The organism is Paraburkholderia sp. BL18I3N2, assembly GCF_003001875.1.
Taxonomy (GTDB): domain Bacteria; phylum Pseudomonadota; class Gammaproteobacteria; order Burkholderiales; family Burkholderiaceae; genus Paraburkholderia; species Paraburkholderia phytofirmans.
Genome location: NZ_PVNC01000002.1, coordinates 508,217 through 525,140, shown reverse-complemented (window position 1 = coordinate 525,140; position 16,924 = coordinate 508,217). Strand labels below are relative to the sequence as shown.

15 protein-coding genes are annotated in these 16,924 nt (G+C 61.9%); 8 read left to right on the top strand and 7 right to left on the bottom strand.

Annotated features, from left to right (window positions below; translation table 11 throughout):
- Positions 1-12 precede the first annotated feature (12 nt).
- A complete protein-coding gene (locus tag B0G75_RS08275; protein WP_106303022.1) occupies positions 13-990 on the bottom strand; it encodes a LysR family transcriptional regulator in 978 nt (325 codons plus the stop codon).
- 187 nt (positions 991-1,177) lie between these two features.
- Here B0G75_RS08275 and B0G75_RS08270 point away from each other — a divergent pair, with 187 nt between their 5' ends.
- From B0G75_RS08270 to B0G75_RS08250, 5 genes are all read left to right on the top strand, one after another.
- Positions 1,178-2,626 carry an aldehyde dehydrogenase family protein gene (locus B0G75_RS08270; RefSeq protein ID WP_106303019.1) on the top strand — a complete coding sequence of 483 codons (1,449 nt, stop codon included), beginning with the start codon at positions 1,178-1,180 and terminating at the stop codon, positions 2,624-2,626.
- 222 nt (positions 2,627-2,848) lie between these two features.
- Positions 2,849-3,853 (top strand): arabinose ABC transporter substrate-binding protein, encoded by a 1,005-nt coding sequence (locus B0G75_RS08265; protein ID WP_106303016.1) that lies wholly within the window; start codon positions 2,849-2,851, stop codon positions 3,851-3,853.
- 87 nt (positions 3,854-3,940) lie between these two features.
- Positions 3,941-5,488 (top strand): L-arabinose ABC transporter ATP-binding protein AraG, encoded by a 1,548-nt coding sequence (araG, locus tag B0G75_RS08260; RefSeq protein WP_106303013.1) that lies wholly within the window; start codon positions 3,941-3,943, stop codon positions 5,486-5,488.
- An 81-nt stretch (positions 5,489-5,569) separates the two neighbouring features.
- Positions 5,570-6,574 carry an L-arabinose ABC transporter permease AraH gene (araH, locus tag B0G75_RS08255; protein WP_106284922.1) on the top strand — a complete coding sequence of 335 codons (1,005 nt, stop codon included), beginning with the start codon at positions 5,570-5,572 and terminating at the stop codon, positions 6,572-6,574.
- A 38-nt stretch (positions 6,575-6,612) separates the two neighbouring features.
- Positions 6,613-8,346: an IlvD/Edd family dehydratase gene (locus tag B0G75_RS08250; protein WP_106303009.1), complete on the top strand. Its 1,734-nt coding sequence runs from the start codon at positions 6,613-6,615 to the stop codon at positions 8,344-8,346.
- Positions 8,347-8,605: 259 nt separating this feature from the next.
- Here the strand turns inward: B0G75_RS08250 and sap1 are convergent, their stop codons facing one another.
- Positions 8,606-8,944, bottom strand: coding sequence for a surface attachment protein Sap1 (gene sap1, locus B0G75_RS08245; RefSeq protein ID WP_012434866.1), 339 nt, complete (start codon positions 8,942-8,944; stop codon positions 8,606-8,608).
- Between the two features lie 455 nt (positions 8,945-9,399).
- A complete protein-coding gene (gene speG / locus B0G75_RS08240) occupies positions 9,400-9,942 on the bottom strand; it encodes a spermidine N1-acetyltransferase (protein ID WP_012434867.1) in 543 nt (180 codons plus the stop codon).
- Between the two features lie 183 nt (positions 9,943-10,125).
- Here speG and B0G75_RS41205 point away from each other — a divergent pair, with 183 nt between their 5' ends.
- Positions 10,126-10,416 (top strand): hypothetical protein, encoded by a 291-nt coding sequence (locus B0G75_RS41205; RefSeq protein ID WP_258194249.1) that lies wholly within the window; start codon positions 10,126-10,128, stop codon positions 10,414-10,416.
- A 149-nt stretch (positions 10,417-10,565) separates the two neighbouring features.
- Here the strand turns inward: B0G75_RS41205 and B0G75_RS40115 are convergent, their stop codons facing one another.
- The 3 genes from B0G75_RS40115 to B0G75_RS08225 all read right to left on the bottom strand — a co-directional run bounded on the left by B0G75_RS40115 (position 10,566) and on the right by B0G75_RS08225 (position 12,399).
- Positions 10,566-10,841 (bottom strand): hypothetical protein, encoded by a 276-nt coding sequence (locus B0G75_RS40115; RefSeq protein ID WP_146142488.1) that lies wholly within the window; start codon positions 10,839-10,841, stop codon positions 10,566-10,568.
- Between the two features lie 122 nt (positions 10,842-10,963).
- Entirely contained in the window at positions 10,964-11,389 is a 426-nt protein-coding gene (locus B0G75_RS08230) for an HIT family protein (RefSeq protein ID WP_106284957.1), read from the bottom strand.
- Between the two features lie 68 nt (positions 11,390-11,457).
- The gene (locus B0G75_RS08225) at positions 11,458-12,399 is read right to left on the bottom strand and encodes a GlxA family transcriptional regulator (protein WP_106303006.1); all 942 of its coding nucleotides are present in this window, start codon (positions 12,397-12,399) and stop codon (positions 11,458-11,460) included.
- Between the two features lie 182 nt (positions 12,400-12,581).
- On the opposite strand from B0G75_RS08225, the gene B0G75_RS08220 reads away from it, so the two are divergent.
- Positions 12,582-13,394, top strand: a complete 813-nt coding sequence (locus B0G75_RS08220; RefSeq protein ID WP_106303003.1) for an SDR family oxidoreductase — start codon at positions 12,582-12,584, stop codon at positions 13,392-13,394.
- A 25-nt stretch (positions 13,395-13,419) separates the two neighbouring features.
- On the opposite strand, the gene B0G75_RS08215 is transcribed toward B0G75_RS08220, so the two are convergent.
- Positions 13,420-13,947, bottom strand: a complete 528-nt coding sequence (locus tag B0G75_RS08215) for an Lrp/AsnC family transcriptional regulator (RefSeq protein ID WP_012434873.1) — start codon at positions 13,945-13,947, stop codon at positions 13,420-13,422.
- A 152-nt stretch (positions 13,948-14,099) separates the two neighbouring features.
- On the opposite strand from B0G75_RS08215, the gene mdeB reads away from it, so the two are divergent.
- A complete protein-coding gene (gene mdeB, locus B0G75_RS08210) occupies positions 14,100-16,853 on the top strand; it encodes an alpha-ketoglutarate dehydrogenase (RefSeq protein WP_106303000.1) in 2,754 nt (917 codons plus the stop codon).
- The last annotated feature ends 71 nt before the right edge of the window (positions 16,854-16,924 follow it).

The following is a 16,924-nucleotide window of genomic DNA, read 5'->3' as shown; positions in this document are numbered from 1 at the left end:
ACGGGAGAGCATTTACCGCGCCAGTGTCGGTTCAAAAGCGGTGCCGTAGACCTCGCCGGCGGCTTCCCGCAAGGCTTCGAGCACCACCGAGGCCGCCGGAGAAAGCAGGTGCGACTGGCGCGTGATGATACCGAATGTATCCATCCTGCACGGCAAATCGATCGGTATCCGCTTCAGAACGCCATACTGTTGGTACTGACGCGCCACTTCATCTGGTAAAACCGCCAACATGTCGCTTTGGAGCAGCAGGCTCGAAATCGCCAGAAAATTGTTGGTGTTGACCACGTTCTGCGGCGGATTCAGCCCGATTTGCGAAAACATCAGATCAAAGCGATGACGCAAAACGCTGCCCGGAGGATGTAAAACCCAGCTCGCGTTGACGATGCCGCGCAGTGTCAAACCTGTCTCATTTTCGAGATGATGGCCGGGACGCGCCACCACGCAAAGCGGTTCGTCGGCGAGCGGTTCGTAGCGGACTTCGGTCTTGAACTGATTCTGCCGCTCCAATACGCGGCCGATCATGATGTCCAGTTCGCCTTCCGCCAGTCGCGGCAGCATCACGTCGGAGGTTTCGACTTCTGCCCAGATTTGCAGTTGCGGATAGCGTTCTTTCACGCCGGCGATCGCGCGCGGCACCATGGTCGCCGCGGCCGCCGCGATCACGCCGATCCGCACTTGCCCCGCCAGCCCCGCGCGCAAGGCAGAGATTTCGTCGTGCGCATGACTCAGATTCGACAGCACCATGCGCGCATGACGGATCATCACCTCGCCGTACAGCGTGGCATGCATGCCATGCGGCGTGCGGTCGAACAGGCTCACTTCCAGCATGTCCTCGAGCTCTTTCAGCAGACGCGACGCGGCGGGCTGGGTCATGCCGAGCACGTCGGCGGCACGCCGGACGTTGCCTTCCTCTTCCATTGCCGCCAGCAATAGCAACTGCCGCGTCTTGAGCCGCGCCCGCACGAACCAGTTCGAGTAGCTACGCGTCATGGCCTGTCTCCGACCGGTTTCGATGAGGCGGTCCGCAGTCACGTGCCGCGAACTCTGCCAAGCAAGGCTCCATCATGCCATACCGGAATTGATATCGGGATAGCCTAAAAAGGGATTGGAAAGTTATTGGGGCGGCCCATACCATTCGTGGACTTTCTGAGCTTCCTTACGTGGCGCCTTTCCGTCGATGAACCGCGATCCGCTCGTCCCACTCGTTGCAAGTCCGTTCCGCCACTACATCAATGGCGGATGGGAGACGGGCGCGACCACAGGCGTCTCGTTCAATCCATCGGACCTGGACGATCCGGTCGGCGAATATGTACGAGCCGACGTGCGGCAAACCGATATGGCCATCGAAGCGGCGCACGCGGCCTTCCGCGAGTGGTCGTTGGGTTCGGCGCAGCGCCGCGCGGACGCGCTCGACGCCATCGGCAGCGAGATGCTCGCGCGCCGCGACGAACTCGGCCGGCTGCTGGCGCGTGAAGTCGGCAAGACGCTGCCCGACGCCTTAACTGAAGCGACGCGTGCCGGGCAGATCTTCAAGCTGTGCGCGGCCGAGGCAATGCGCGCCTTTACCGGGCCGGTCGCGTCGGCACGTGCCGGCGTAGAGATCGACGTGACGCGCGAACCGCTCGGCGTCGTCGGCATCATCGCGCCATGGAGCGCGCCGCTGGCGATTGCCGCGGCGAAGATCGGCGCGGCGCTCGCCCATGGCAACTGCGTCGTCTTCAAGCCGGCCGAATCGACGCCGGCTTGCGCGGCGGCGCTGGCCTCGATCATCAGCCGCGCTGGCTTGCCCGCGGGCGTGTTCAACCTCGTGATGGGCAGCGGCCGTCAGGTCGGCGCGCGAATCGCCGCGCATCCGCTGACGGCGGCAATCAGCTTCACCGGTTCGGCGGAAACCGGCACACGCGTGCTGCAAGCTGCCGTCGCGCGCCAGGCACGCGTGCAACTGGAAATGGGCGGCAAGAATCCCTTCGTCGTATTGGCCGACGCCGATCTCGACGGCGCCGTTGAGGCCGCCTTGAGCGGCGCCTATGGCGCCACGGGCCAACGCAGCACCGCGGCGGCGCGACTGATCGTCGAAGGCGCGGTGTTCGAACCGTTCGTGGACGCATTGCAGGCGAAGCTCGCCAGACTCTCGATCGATCATGCCATGAAGCACGGCACGGATATGGGTCCCGTGGCCAACGCCGCGCAGTTGGAGCGCAATCTCGACTACGTGCGCATCGGTCAGCAGGAAGGCGCGCAATTGCTGCGCGGCGGCCGGCAGCTGGAACGCGCGACACGTGGCTATTTTTTCGAACCGGCGCTCTTTATCGGCGAATCAGAACACCGTGTCGCGCGGGAGGAAATCTTCGGCCCCGTCGCCGTCGTGCTGCGCGCGGACGATTACGACCACGCGCTGCATCTCGCGAACGACACCGCTTACGGTCTGTGCGCCGGCGTTTGCACGCGCTCGCTCAATCGCGCGCGGCATTTCCGCCGTCATGTGCATAGCGGCCTCGTCACGATCAATCTGCCGACCACGGCCGTCGAGCATCACGCGCCCGGCGGTGGCCGCAAAGCGTCAGCTTACGGCGCGACGGACTCGGCCTTCTGGAGCGCTGTAAAAACGGCGTACGTGGCGGGCTGATCGCTATGAAACTTGCACACTCCATCGCTCACCGGGCCGCTCGTCGCTCCGAGTGCAACGCCGAACATCCACGCGCTCGCCACGCCGCTCGCTTTGGGGTTCAGCCGGTCAGCCATCGAGCCACGCACCCCAACGTTCACCCGCGTCCCCGCTGACGCCGCCGTGCATCACCCGCTGCAATCAAACAAATCAACGCAGCTTTTTTAACTTCAGGAGACAGATATGACCAGCAAGCTTCGCCGTTTGACGCTATCCGCGATGGCCGCCGCCGCCCTCGCCGCGCCTTTTGCCATGCAACTTTCCGCGCACGCGGATGCGCCGCTCAAAGTCGGCTTCCTCGTGAAGATGCCGGAGCAGGCATGGTTCATCAACGAACAGAAAGCCGCGAGCGCGCTCGGCCAGAAGGACGGCTTCTCCGTGGTGAACATCGGCACGCCGGACGGTGAAAAAGTGCTGGCCGCGATCGACAACCTCGGCGCACAAGGCGCCAAAGGCTTCGTGATCTGCGCGCCCGACGTGCGTCTCGGACCGGCGATCCAGGCGCGGGCGAAGCGCTACAACATGAAGTTCGTCACCGTCGACGATCAGCTCGTCGACTCCACCGGCAAGCCGCTGCCGAACGTGCCGCATCTGGGCATGTCCGCGTTCAAGATCGGCAATCAGGTCGGCACTGCCATCGCCGACGAGATGAAACGCCGTGGCTGGAAGCCGGAAGAAGTCGGCGCGCTGCGCATTACGAACTACGAATTGCCGACCGCGAAACTGCGCACTGACGGCGCGACGCAATCGTTGCTGGCCGGCGGCTTCAAAAAGGAAAACATCTTCGACGCCCCGCAAAAAACGACGGATGACGAAGGCGGTTTCAACGCCTCCTCGCCGGTGCTCGCACAGCATCCGAACATCAAGAAGTGGGTGATCTTCGCGCTCAACGAGGAAAGCGTGCTGGGCGGCGTGCGCGCGACCGAGCAATTGCACATTCCCGCCGCGGACGTGATTGGTGTCGGCATCAACGGCGCGGGCGAAGCATTCGCCGAATTCCAGAAGAAGGAACCGACGGGCTTCTACGGCACGATCGCCGTGAGCTCGACGATGCACGGTAAGGAAAGCACGGAGAACCTGGTCGAGTGGATCAAGGACGGCAAGCAGCCGCCCGCCGATACGCAGACCACCGGCAAGCTGATGGTGCGTAGCAACTGGCAGGACGTGCGCAAAGAACTCGGTATTTAAGCGGCATTCGAGTTTGCACGTTGCGGGCCGTCTCTCGCTCAGGCGAGAGCGGTCCGCACAGGTTGTTCACCAGCTTGAGGTTTTTTGATGACGTTCTCACACACCGAGTCCCACACCGCGGAAGCAGCGCCCTCGCCTGCACTCGCCTCCACCGAGCCCTATCTGCGGCTCGACGGTATCACCGTGCGCTTTCCCGGCGTGCTCGCGCTCGACCAGGTGTCGCTCGAAGTGCGGCGCGGCGAAGTGCACGGCTTGATGGGCGAAAACGGCGCCGGCAAGTCGACGCTGCTCAAGGTGTTGTCCGGCGTGAATCAACCGGCGGCGGGTACGTTGTCGCTCGACGGCGTCGAACAGCAATTCATCACGACCAAGGCCGCAATTGCCGCGGGCGTGGCGATCATCTATCAGGAACTGCATCTCGTGCCGGAACTGACGGTTGCGGAAAATCTGATGCTCGGCGCCCTGCCGAATCGCTTCGGCGTACTGGACGAAAAAGCGCTGGTCGCGCGTGCCGTGCGCGAACTGGAACGGCTCGGCGAAAAAATCGATCCGTCGCAGCAGGTCAAGAATCTTTCGATCGGCCAGCGGCAAATGATCGAAATCGGCAAGGCGCTGATGCGCGACGCGCGCGTGATCGCATTTGACGAACCGACTAGTTCGCTGTCGTCGCGTGAGACGACGCAACTGTTCCGGATCATTCGTGCATTGAAGGCCGAAGGCCGCGCGATCATCTACGTCACGCATCGGATGGATGAAGTCTACGAACTGTGCGATCGCGTAACCGTGTTTCGCGACGGTCTCCGCATCGATACATTTGAAGCGGGTGAAGGACTCGACCGCGATCGCCTGATCAGTTGCATGGTGGGCCGTTCAATCGCCGACGTGTACGGCTATCGCTCGCGCGATCTTGGCGACGTGCAACTCGACGTGAAGGAAATGATGGGACGCGGCCTGCGCGAGCCGGCTTCTTTCACCGCACGCAAAGGCGAAATCGTCGGCTTCTTCGGGCTAGTCGGCGCGGGACGCTCCGAGCTGATGAAGCTCATCTATGGCGCGGTCAAACCGGATGCCGGCGAGATTACGCTCAAAGGCAAGCGCGTGAGTTTTGCCACACCGCGTGACGCCGTGCGCGCGGGCGTGGCGCTGTGTCCCGAAGACCGCAAGCAGGAAGGCATCGTTTCGATCGCCTCGGTATCGGACAACCTCAACATCAGCTGCCGACGCCATTTCAGCCGCTTCAACGTGCTCTACGGACGCAAGGAAGCGCAGACCGCCAAAGAGTTCATCGGCAAGCTCGCGATTAAGACGCGCAACGGCGACACGCCGATCGGCACGCTGTCCGGCGGCAATCAGCAGAAGGTGATTCTGTCGCGCTGGCTCGCCGAAGACATCGACGTGTTTCTGATGGACGAACCCACGCGCGGCATCGACGTCGGCGCGCGCAGCGAGATTTATGGGCTTCTGTATGGGCTCGCCGAAGCGGGCCGCACAGTGATCGTCGTGTCGAGCGATCTCGCCGAAGTGATCGGCGTGACGGATCGCGTGATCGTGATGAAGGAAGGCCGCATCGTCGGCGATCTGCCCAAGGCGCAGGCCACGCCGGACGCGCTGATCAAGCTCGCCCTGCCCCGCTGACGCCGCCTTGAATTCTCAACACAGCGAAAGCAACCGAATCGAATCGAATCGCGGCATAGCCATAGAAACGGAATAAACACCATGCAGACACCCTCAACCGATTCCTCGACCCCAGCCGTCGCCTCAGCGGGCTTGAGCGCGCGCGCCGCGCGCACCTGGGACCTGATCAACAAGTCCGGCATCGTGATGGTGTTCGTGATTCTGTTCGCGGCTTTGTCGTTCACCGTGCCGGATTTTTTAAGCTCGCGAAACATCCAGGGCCTGCTGCTCTCCGTCACGCTGATCGGCTCGATCTCCGTGACGATGATGTTCGTTCTCGCGCTCGGCGAAGTGGATTTGTCGGTGGCGTCGATCGTCGCGTTTGCGGGCGTGGTGGCGTCCACCTTGATCACCGCGACGCATAGCGTGATGCTCGGCGTCGCGGCCGGCGTACTTGCGGGTGGCGCGGTTGGGCTCGTCAACGGCGTGCTGGTAGCGCGCTACAAGATCAATTCGCTGATCGTCACGCTGGCCATGATGGAGGTCGTGCGCGGCCTCGCCTACATCACCTCGAACGGCGACGCCGTGATGATTTCCGAAGAACGTTTCTTCGACCTTGGCGGCGGCGCGTTCCTCGGGATTTCGTATCCGATCTGGAGCAACATCGTCGGCTTCGTGCTGTTCGGCTTTTTGCTGAAGAAAACCGTGTTCGGCAAGAACGTTCTGGCCGTCGGCGGCAATAGCGAGGCTGCGTTGCTGGCGGGCTTGCCGGTGACGCGGATCAAGATCACAGTGTTCGTATTGCAGGGCCTCGTCACCGGATTTGCAGGCGTGATGCTTGCGTCGCGTATGAGTCTGGGCGATCCGAAGACCTCGGTCGGCCTCGAACTCGGCGTGATTTCCGCATGCGTGCTCGGCGGCGTCTCGCTCACGGGCGGTGTCGCGACGATTTCCGGTGTGCTGGTCGGCGTGCTGATCATGGGCTCGGTGCAGGACGCCATGAGCCTGCTCAACGTACCGACCTTTTACCAATACCTTATTCGCGGCGGGATCCTGCTGCTGGCGGTGCTGTTCGACCAGTTCCGCCGTAGCAAGCGCGTGCACTGACGCGCGCCCCGCCCCCACGTTTGCCAACAGGAGATTTCATGGCTGATTCGAACCAGACTAAAAAGCCGCTACGCAGCCAGGCGTGGTTCGGCCTCAAGGACCGCGACGGTTTTCTACATCGCTCGTGGATGAAAAACCAGGGCATCCCGCACGACGAATTCGACGGACGCCCGGTGATCGGCATTTGCAATACATGGTCGGAACTGACGCCGTGCAACGCGCATTTTCGCGAGCTGGCGGAGTACGTGAAAAAAGGCGTGCATGAAGCCGGCGGCTTGCCGCTCGAGTTTCCGGTGATGTCGCTCGGCGAGACCAATTTGCGGCCTACCGCGATGCTGTTTCGCAACCTCGCATCCATGGATGTCGAGGAATCGATTCGCGGCAATCCGATGGACGGCGTGATTCTGCTGGTCGGCTGCGACAAGACCACGCCCGCGCTGCTGATGGGCGCGGCGTCGTGCAATCTGCCCGCGCTGGCCGTTTCCGGCGGCCCGATGCTCAACGGCCGGTTTCGCGGCAAGAACATCGGCTCTGGCACGGGCGTCTGGCAGATGTCCGAGGAGGTGCGCGCCGGCACGATGACGCAGGAAGAATTCACCGAAGCCGAGTCATGCATGAACCGCTCACGCGGCCACTGCATGACGATGGGCACGGCGTCGACCATGGCCTCGATGGTCGAATCGCTCGGCATGGGCCTGCCGCACAACGCGGCGATTCCCGCCGTCGATGCGCGCCGCCAGGTGCTCGCGCATCTCGCGGGCCGGCGCATCGTCGACATGGTTCGCGAGGATCTGACGATGGACAAGATCCTCACGCGCCAGGCCTTCGAAAACGCGATCCGCACGAATGCGGCGATCGGCGGCTCGACCAATGCGGTCGTCCATCTGATTGCGCTGGCCAAGCGCATTGGCGTGGAGTTGTCGCTGGAGGATTGGGAGCTGGGGTCGAACGTGCCGTGTCTCGTGAATTTGCAACCGTCCGGTGAATATCTGATGGAGGACTTTTACTACGCGGGCGGTTTGCCGGCGGTGTTGAAGCAACTCGGCGAGCAAGGGCTCTTGCACAAAGAAGCGTTGACCGTGAACGGCAAGACCCTTTGGGACAACGTGCGCAACGCGGCGAATTACGACGAGAAGGTCATCACGACGTTCGCCGAGCCGTTCAAGCCGAAGGCCGGCATCGCGGTGCTCAAGGGCAATCTCGCGCCGAATGGCGCGGTGATCAAGCCGTCGGCGGCTACCGCGGCGTTGCTCAAGCATCGCGGTCGCGCGGTGGTGTTCGAGAACATCGAGGAGCTGCACGCGAAGATCGACGACGAGTCGCTCGATATCGACGAGCATTGCATCATGGTGCTCAAGGGCGCGGGGCCGAAGGGTTATCCGGGCTTCGCGGAAGTCGGCAATATGCCGCTGCCGAAAAAAGTGCTGCAAAAAGGCATCACGGACATGGTGCGCATTTCCGACGGCCGCATGAGCGGGACGGCGTACGGCGCGGTAGTGCTGCATGTGTCGCCCGAAGCGGCCGCGGGCGGGCCGCTGGCGTTCGTGCAGACCGGCGACATGATCGAACTGGATGTCGAAGCACGCCGCCTGCACCTCGACGTCACCGACGCGGAACTCGCGCGCCGGCGCGCCGCATGGCAGGCGCCTGAGGCGCCAAAACGCGGCTACTACAAGCTCTACGTCGAGCACGTGCTGCAAGCGGACCAGGGCGCGGATCTCGACTTTCTGGTGGGATCGAGCGGCGCTCCGGTGCCGCGCGATTCACACTGAGCGGCTGGTCATGCGTTAAACGATTGTTCCCTGCGCTTTGCGAGAAGGCGTACTGCCGATGCGGATCGAAATGATCCGCATCGGCTTTTTTCTGCCCGTCTAAAAGCGAAGCAGGCGCACGCGAATAAAATCGGCCGAGCATTGTCATGCCCAGCCGATTTTTTAACTTACAGCTTTACCGCCTCCGGCTTATCGAGTCAGAGGACAGACGCGCGCAAAATCACATTCCGGCATTTCGCCGGAATGGACGACGTTCAGCTTATTGCTTGATGAATCGATCGTTTGCCCAAAGGCCTTGCGTATCGCTATTACCGGAATTCACGAATTCGATGTCGTGACCGACCACGCGGACAACACGGAAGCTCGAGTTTTCCGGGGTGGAAACACATTGATATCCGGAGAAGAATTCCTGCATTTTTTGCTGTTCACCGGCTTGCGCATGCTGGTCGGCGGCGTCGAGTTTATCCTTCGACAGACAGCCATATGCATTGGCCTTGAACTGGATGGTTTGCTGCGGCTTGATCATGACGTCTTGCGCCTGAACAGTAGCGGCAGCCAATCCCGCAATGGCGAAAACAACGGCGATTCGCATTTTCATATTTTCCTCCGGTGCGGGTGGATACTCAGGTTAGCTATGTATTTAACTTTAACTTTGAACCCGCATCTTGCACTTTAGGAGAACGCGCGAGAACGACAAGCACATCTTGTGTGCGGTCGCAACAGCGGCGAATTGTCGCACCGTCAATTACACGCGCTTAATCGTTGGGCAACGGCTTAGATAGACGTGATTGTGACGGATAACTAAAAGATGGGCAGGGCACGCCGCTTTAACCAGTAAAGCTTTGCGGCGCGTATTCGCGTAAACGAGAGGGCACCAATTAAGTGATTTACTACAATTAATCGACGCATTTGGTGCGTTGCACACAAAGTCATTCAACCGACTAAAGCAAAATCACGAAATAACGGTGCGCTTGCAGAAGATAAAGAGTGCCAGCATGACGACGGTGCGCGCACGGGTCGGCAAAACGGCAGCCCGCACGCACCTGCATGGAGTCAGTCGACGCGTCGATTCGCCTCGAAGAACTCGGACTGAAACATGCACATCCGCAAGGCGTTGTGATAGCTGCCATTGCCGAAAAATTCCTCGATCAATTCGGCTTCGTGCCTGAAGCCGCACTTTTCATAAACGTGGATCGCCGCCGTATTCGACTTGTCGACGATCAGATAGACCTTGCGCAAGTTCAGCACGGAAAACGCATAGTCGGTGGCGAGCTGAGTGGCGAGGGTCGCGTAGCCACGGCCTTGCGCATGCGGCGCGATGATGATCTGGAACTCACCCCGCCGATGGATATAGTCCAGCTCGATCAACTCGACCACACCGACCGTCTGCCCCTCGTTGTCGATTGCCACGAAACGTCGCTCGCGCAGATCGTGCACGTGCTGGTCGTAAAGCTGGGTCAGTTCCGAGAAGGTTTCATATGGCTCCTCGAACCAGTAACGCATGATTTTCGCGTTGTTGTTCACTTCATGGACAAAGCGCAGATCGGTGCGCTCGAGCGGGCGCAGAGTGAGTTCGCTGCTACGTTCGGTCGTCATTGGATTCCCCTTGAGAATTTTTTGGTTTGAATGCGCGCGGTTTGTGTAGGCCTACGCGTTTTCCAGCGTTTTCCAGTTAGTCAGGGCGCCGTGCGGGGAGTTCTTGCAAGCTATCTCGCCCGCACGAGACTTTCTTACGATAAGCCGGGCGGCATGCGGGGCCGGAACGAGCAGGGCGTCGCGTTGTCGCAGGGCCGCGCCCGGCGCGAACGCGGCTATTGTGAGGTGAGCGGCACGGTACGGGTACGCGCGGTGCTCTACAATGAAATCATGCTCCTGCAATTGGAGGCTGCCGTGATCGAGAACCTGATATTGGGCGCGTTTCTGGTCATTCCGCTGCTCATCGTCGCCTTTCTTTTCTCCGACGAATTGTGGCAAGAACACCGGCATCTGCACGAGATGCGACCGATGCACGTGAGACCGCGCCGCATCGACTGGCGGCATCCGCTGCGGCGTTCGCGGGATCGTCTCTGACGCGTTGCGCTTGCCCATCCCGGTCCGCCTGCGTGCCGCCCTGCACGAATCAACCCGCCGCCCTAAAATAGCGGCCCGTTGAAGAGGAGGATTCGTGCGCAAACTGATGTCATTGATGCTGCTGGCTGCAAGTACCATCGCCTTCGTGCCTACTGCCGCCGAAGCGCATTCGCGTGTGGTGTGTAAGCGCGTATGGGTGCATGGCCGTCTGGTGAATCGTTGCCACCGCGTGCCGGTGCCACATCACCACCGTCATCATCGTCGTCCGCCGCCGCATCACGGACCTGCGCCTTACCATCGGTAGTGAAATGAAACCCGCCGCGTGCGGGTTTTTTAACGCGTGCCGCGAGCGCGGCGGCGAGGCAACCCAAAGGCGTGCAAATAAAAAAGCCTGCCCGTTTCGGGCAGGCTAAAAAGAGATCCACACTCAATGCCTTGGAGAACCAAGGCAACGACCAGTCTAGTCGTACGGCGCACACCGCTGGTTTCAGCGGCCTTTACACATGTTACGGCGCATGACCGCGGTGGAACCGAGCGATGCATCGCGTCAGTCGGCGCGCCAATGCGAGCGAATGCGCTTGGCGAGCGCTTCGAGCGTGTCCGCGTCGGCGACATCGCGCGCATGCATTCGCAGCGGCTGGCCTTCCCAGCGCGGGATCACATGAAAATGCACATGCGGCACCGTTTGTCCCGCAGCGGCGCCGTTGAATTGTCCGATGAACACGCCGTCCGGCCGTAACGCCGCGCGCACCGCAATCGCGAGCTTTTGCGTCATGCGCATGCAGGCCACCGTCGAAGCATCCGACAATTCGAAAATCTCCGCGGCGGCTTCTTTCGGCACCACCAGCAAATGCCCGTCGGCTTGCGGCATCAGATCCATGAAGGCGAGGGCGGCATCGGTTTCGGCCACCTTGATGCAGGGCAGTTCGCCACGCAGAATCCTTGCGAAGGGATTGCTGTCGTCGTAGTTCATCGCGTTCCTCTTATCGTGGAAGGTCATATCGGGTAAGGCGCTGTTGCCGACATTGTCCATCACCTGTGTTACAGCACGCCCACGCGCGCTGCGCGTTTGATCGCCTGTGGCGGCTGGCCGAATGCGCGCAGAAACGCGCGCCGCATCCGTTCGGTATCGACGAAACCCGTTTCCACGGCCACCGCCTCCATGGAGTGGCGGCCCGCTTCCAGCATGGCGCGCGCGGCCTCGACGCGCAATGCCTCGATGGCTTTGGCCGGCGATTGGCGGGTTTCGTCGCGAAACGCGCGGCTGAACTGGCGCGGGCTGAGATGCGCGACGTCGGCGAGTTGCTCGACAGTCAACGGTTCGCGCAGATGGCTTTTGGCGTATGAAAGCGCGTTCTGAATGCGGTCGGATTTCGGCTCCAGGTCCAGCATGGCCGAGAACTGCGACTGGCCGCCGGTGCGACGATGGTACACAACGAGCTTTTTGGCGATTGCGCGCGACACTTCCACGCCGAGATCGTTTTCAACCAGCGCCAGACATAGATCGATGCACGCGGTCATGCCCGCCGACGTCCACACCGAACCGTCGACGATAAAGATGCGGTCTTCATCCACGCGCGTTTGCGGAAAGCGTTGTTGCAGATCGCGGGCGTGAAACCAGTGGGTCGTCGCGTGGCGGCCGTCGAGAATCCCGGCCTCGGCCAGCACGAATGCACCCGTGCAAATGCTCGTGGTGCGCCGCGCCGCACCGAGCACCTCGTTCAGAAACGCCAGCAATCCCGGCGATGACGGCGCGATCTGCATCGCGCCGGTGACCACCACGGTGTCGTACGCCGGATCGCCGAACGGCCGGGTGGCGATCTCGACGCCCGCCGAACTGCGCACCATGCCGCCGTGCTCGGAAATGATCTCCACCTCGTACTCAGGCTGGCCGGCCTCGAGGTTCGCCAGCTCGAAGATCGAGACCGCCACCATATCGAGAATCTGGAAGCCCGGAAAAACCACCACGCCGACGTGTCTCATCGCAATGTCCTAAAACGAGGTAAATACGACATTTGAGACGACAGGCTACGCGCCTAGACTTGCCTCGTCAACACCGCAATGCCGCACAACAGATCGGCGGCGGCGGAGTTTCCCGGGTTTTCCCATTCGCTTATCGGACAGGGCACAGGCGCGAAGCGTCACGCCCGCAAGGAGAGATTCAAATGGCAACGCAAACAGGCAAGGGCACGGCATTGGTGACGGGCGCATCGTCGGGTATCGGCGCGGTGTATGCGGATCGCCTCGCGCGGCGCGGCTACGACCTGATTCTGGTGGCGCGCGACGTGCAGCGGCTGAACGGTCTGGCCGAGCGTCTGACGACGGAAACCGGCCGCCACGTCGAAACGATTGGCGCGGACCTGACCGTCAAGGCCGACGTGCGCCGCATCGAAGAAAGACTGCGTGCGGATCGTGACATCACGATGCTGGTCAACAACGCCGGCGTCGGCGCGACCGCGTCGCTGATCGATTCGGACGTCGATGCGCTCGAAAAAATGATCGACCTGAACGTGACCGCGCTCACGCGCCTGACGGCGGCGGTCCTGCCGGGCCTGGTGGAGCGGGGCAACGGCATCGTGATCAATATTGCGTCGATCGTCGCGCTATCGCCGGAACTGTTGAACGGCACGTACAGCGGCACCAAGGCCTACGTGCTCAACCTGACGCAGTCGCTGCATCACGAAGTGGGCGGCAAGGGCGTGCAATTGCAGGCTGTGTTGCCGGGCGCCACCAGCACGGCGTTCTGGGACCGCGCGGGTCTCGCGGTCGAACATCTGCCGCAGCAGATCGTGATGACCGCCGAAGACATGGTGGACGCCGCGCTCGTCGGCCTCGACGAGGGCGAACTGGTGACCATTCCGTCTTTGCCGGATGCGGCGGATTGGGAGCGCTTCAACAGCGCGCGTCAGCATCTGCAGCCGAACCTGTCGCATAAGCTGCCGGCCGCACGCTACACGCGCGGCGCCGCGGCGGCATAACGCCAGGACGGACTCAAAAGCGTCTTCAGCGCCAGTCAGTCGACACGTCGTCGGGATCGATCAACGTCAGTCCCGACGACGGCAACGGCAGCGCAGTCTTGTAACGCACCTGCTTGAGCGCGAAGCTCGAGCGGATATTGGAGATGCCCGGAATCTTCGTCAGATGATCGACGATGAAGCGCTCCAGCGTCTGCATGTCCGGCATCACCACGCGCAGCAGATAGTCGGCGTCGCCCGTCATCAGATAGCACTCCATCACCTCGGGGCGCTCCGAAATCGCCTGCTCGAAACGCTGCAGCGCGTCTTCCACCTGCTTTTCCAGACTCACCTGAATGAACACGTTGATGCGCAGCCCGAGCGGCTCCGGGTTCAGCAACGTGACCTGCTGCTTGAACAGACCGAGCTTTTCGAGCGCCCGCACGCGGTTGAAGCACGGCGTGGGCGACAGGTTCACCGAGCGCGCCAGATCTGCATTGGTGATGCGCGCGTTCTGCTGCAACTGGCTGAGGATGCCGATGTCGATGCGGTCCAGCCGTCTGGGTGGCGTGGTCATAGATGAAATATTCTGTCGTGGTGGCGAAATCTGGAATAAATAGCCTATCGCAGCACGGGATCACAAGCAAATGAGACGCTCATTTTGTGAGCACATGGTTACCATTGACTCACTCGATCTTGAACCGAACGCGTTGATGCGGGAGTGGTGCCATGACGGATTTGTCCAGCGGTAGCGAGCAGTTGCGGTTATCCAATCCACAACGCGTTGAAAGCGCGGAGCGCGCGGATACGGATCCGCAGGAAACCGCCGAATGGCTGGAAGCGCTCGATGCGGTCGTCGCGCATGTCGGCCGCGACCGCGCGCAGTTCCTGTTCGACAAGCTTGCAAGCCATGCACTGTCGCTGGGTGTCGAATCGGCGCGCACCAACGTCACGCCGTACCAGAACACGATCCCGTTCGAGCAGCAACCGCGCTATCCGGGCAATCTCGAACTCGAAGAACGGCTCGCCGCCGCGCTGCGCTGGAATGCTTTGGCGATGGTGGTGCGCGCGAACCAGGCCTACGGCGAACTCGGCGGCCATATCGCGAGCTACGCGTCTGCGGCGGATCTGTTCGAGGTCGGCTTCAATCATTTCTTTCGCGCGGCCGCGCCGGGCGGAGAAGAGGGCACGGGCGACCTCGTGTATTTCCAGCCGCATTCGTCGCCGGGTGTGTACGCGCGGGCTTACCTCGAAGGGTTCTTAAGCGAGCAGCATTTGCAGCACTATCGCCGCGAGATCGGCGGCCCGGGTTTGTGTTCGTATCCGCATCCGTGGCTGATGCCGGACTTCTGGCAGTTCCCGACCGGCTCGATGGGCATCGGCCCGATCAACGCGATTTATCAAGCGCGTTTCATGCGCTATCTGGCCAATCGCGGTCTCGTGCAAACGGAAGGCCGCAAGGTCTGGGGCTTTTTCGGCGACGGCGAAATGGACGAGCCGGAATCGACCGGTGCGCTTTCGATCGCCGCGCGCGAAGGGCTCGACAATCTCGTGTTCGTGATCAACTGCAATCTGCAGCGGCTCGACGGGCCGGTGCGCAGCAACGGCCGCATCATCGATGAACTGGAAGCGCACTTCGTCGGCGCCGGCTGGAATGTGATCAAGGTGGTGTGGGGTTCGGACTGGGACGCGCTGTTCTCGCGCGACCGCACGGGCGCCTTGCTGCGCGCGTTCGCGCATACCGTCGACGGCCAGTTCCAGACCTTCTCGGCCAACGACGGCGCGTACAACCGCGAACGCTTCTTCGGCCAGAACCCGGAGCTTGCCGCGCTCGCCGCGCAATTGAGCGACGACGACATCGACCGCCTGCGCCGCGGTGGCCACGACGTGCGCAAACTGCACGCGGCCTACGCGAAGGCGCTCGAACATCGCGGCCAGCCGACGGTCATTCTTGCGAAGACGATGAAGGGTTTCGGCATGGGCACTTCGGGCCAGGGCCGCATGACCACGCACCAGCAAAAGAAGCTGGGCTTCGACGACCTCAAGGCGTTTCGCGATCGCTTCCGCCTGCCTCTCACGGACGAGGACGTCGAACAGGTGAAGTTTTACAAACCCGCGGAAGACAGCCCGGAAATGCAATACCTGCATGCACGCCGGGCGGCTCTCGGAGGCTATCTGCCCAGAAGGCGGAGAGTTGCATCGAAGGGGCTGACCGTCCCGCCGGTGTCCTCCTGGGGGCAATTTTCGCTGGACTCGAACGGCCGCGAGATGTCCACGACCATGGCGCTCGTCCGCATGCTGACCGCGCTGCTCAAGGATCAGGAAGTTGGCCCACGCGTGGTGCCGATCGTCGCCGACGAAGCACGCACTTTCGGCATGGCGAACATGTTCCGCCAGGTCGGGATCTATTCGCCGCTCGGCCAGTTGTACGAGCCTGAAGATCTCGGCTCGATGCTGTACTACCGCGAGGACACGAAAGGCCAGATTCTGGAGGAGGGCATTTCGGAAGCAGGCGCCGTGTCGTCGTGGATCGCGGCGGCGACGTCGTACAGCGTGCACGATCTGCCGATGCTGCCGTTCTACATCTACTATTCGATGTTCGGCTTCCAGCGCATCGGCGACCTGATCTGGGCCGCGGCGGATCAGCGTGCGCGCGGCTTCCTGATTGGCGCGACTTCGGGCAAGACGACGCTCGGCGGCGAGGGCTTGCAGCACCAGGACGGCTCGAGCCATCTCGCGGCATCGACGATTCCGAATTGCCGCGCGTACGACCCGGCGTTCGCGTACGAAGTTGCCGCGATCGTCGACGAGGGCATGCGTGAAATGGTCGAGCAGCAGCGCGACGTGTTCTATTACGTCACGGTGATGAACGAGAACTACGCGCAGCCTTCAGTGCCGGGCGGCGACTTGCAGGCGCTGCGTGAAGGGATTCTCAAGGGCATCTATCCGCTGACGGCGCGAGTGCCAGTGCAGGATCAGGAGAGCAAGCAAGCTCAGGTGCAATTGCTCGGCGCGGGCGCGATTCTCGGCGAAGTGATCGCGGCGCAGCAGATGTTGAAGGGCGATTGGCAAATCGACGCCGCCGTATGGAGCGTAACGAGCTTCACCGAGTTGCAGCGCGATGGGATGGCGGCGGAACGTCTCGCGCGTCTCGGCGAAGCGAGCGCGGCGCCGTATGTCACGCAAGCGCTCGATGCATCGCAAGGTCCGATCGTCGCCGCGACCGACTATGTACGCGCCGTGCCGGAACTGATTCGCGCGTATGTGCCGCGCCGATACGTGACGCTCGGCACGGATGGTTTCGGCCGCAGCGATACACGTCAGGCCTTGCGCGAGTTTTTCGAAGTGGACCGCAAGTCGATTGTGATCGCCGCGCTGAAGGCGTTGGTGGATGAGGGCGCAATCGATGCAAGCGTGCTTGTCGAAGCACGCAACAAGTATCGCGGCGATGAGCCGGTCGGTGCCGCGTCCTGGCAATGCTAAAGAAGCGCACGCGTTAGAAACCGCCGTACGTAGTGCCACTGCCAGTGCTGGTGCTACTGTTACTGCCGCAA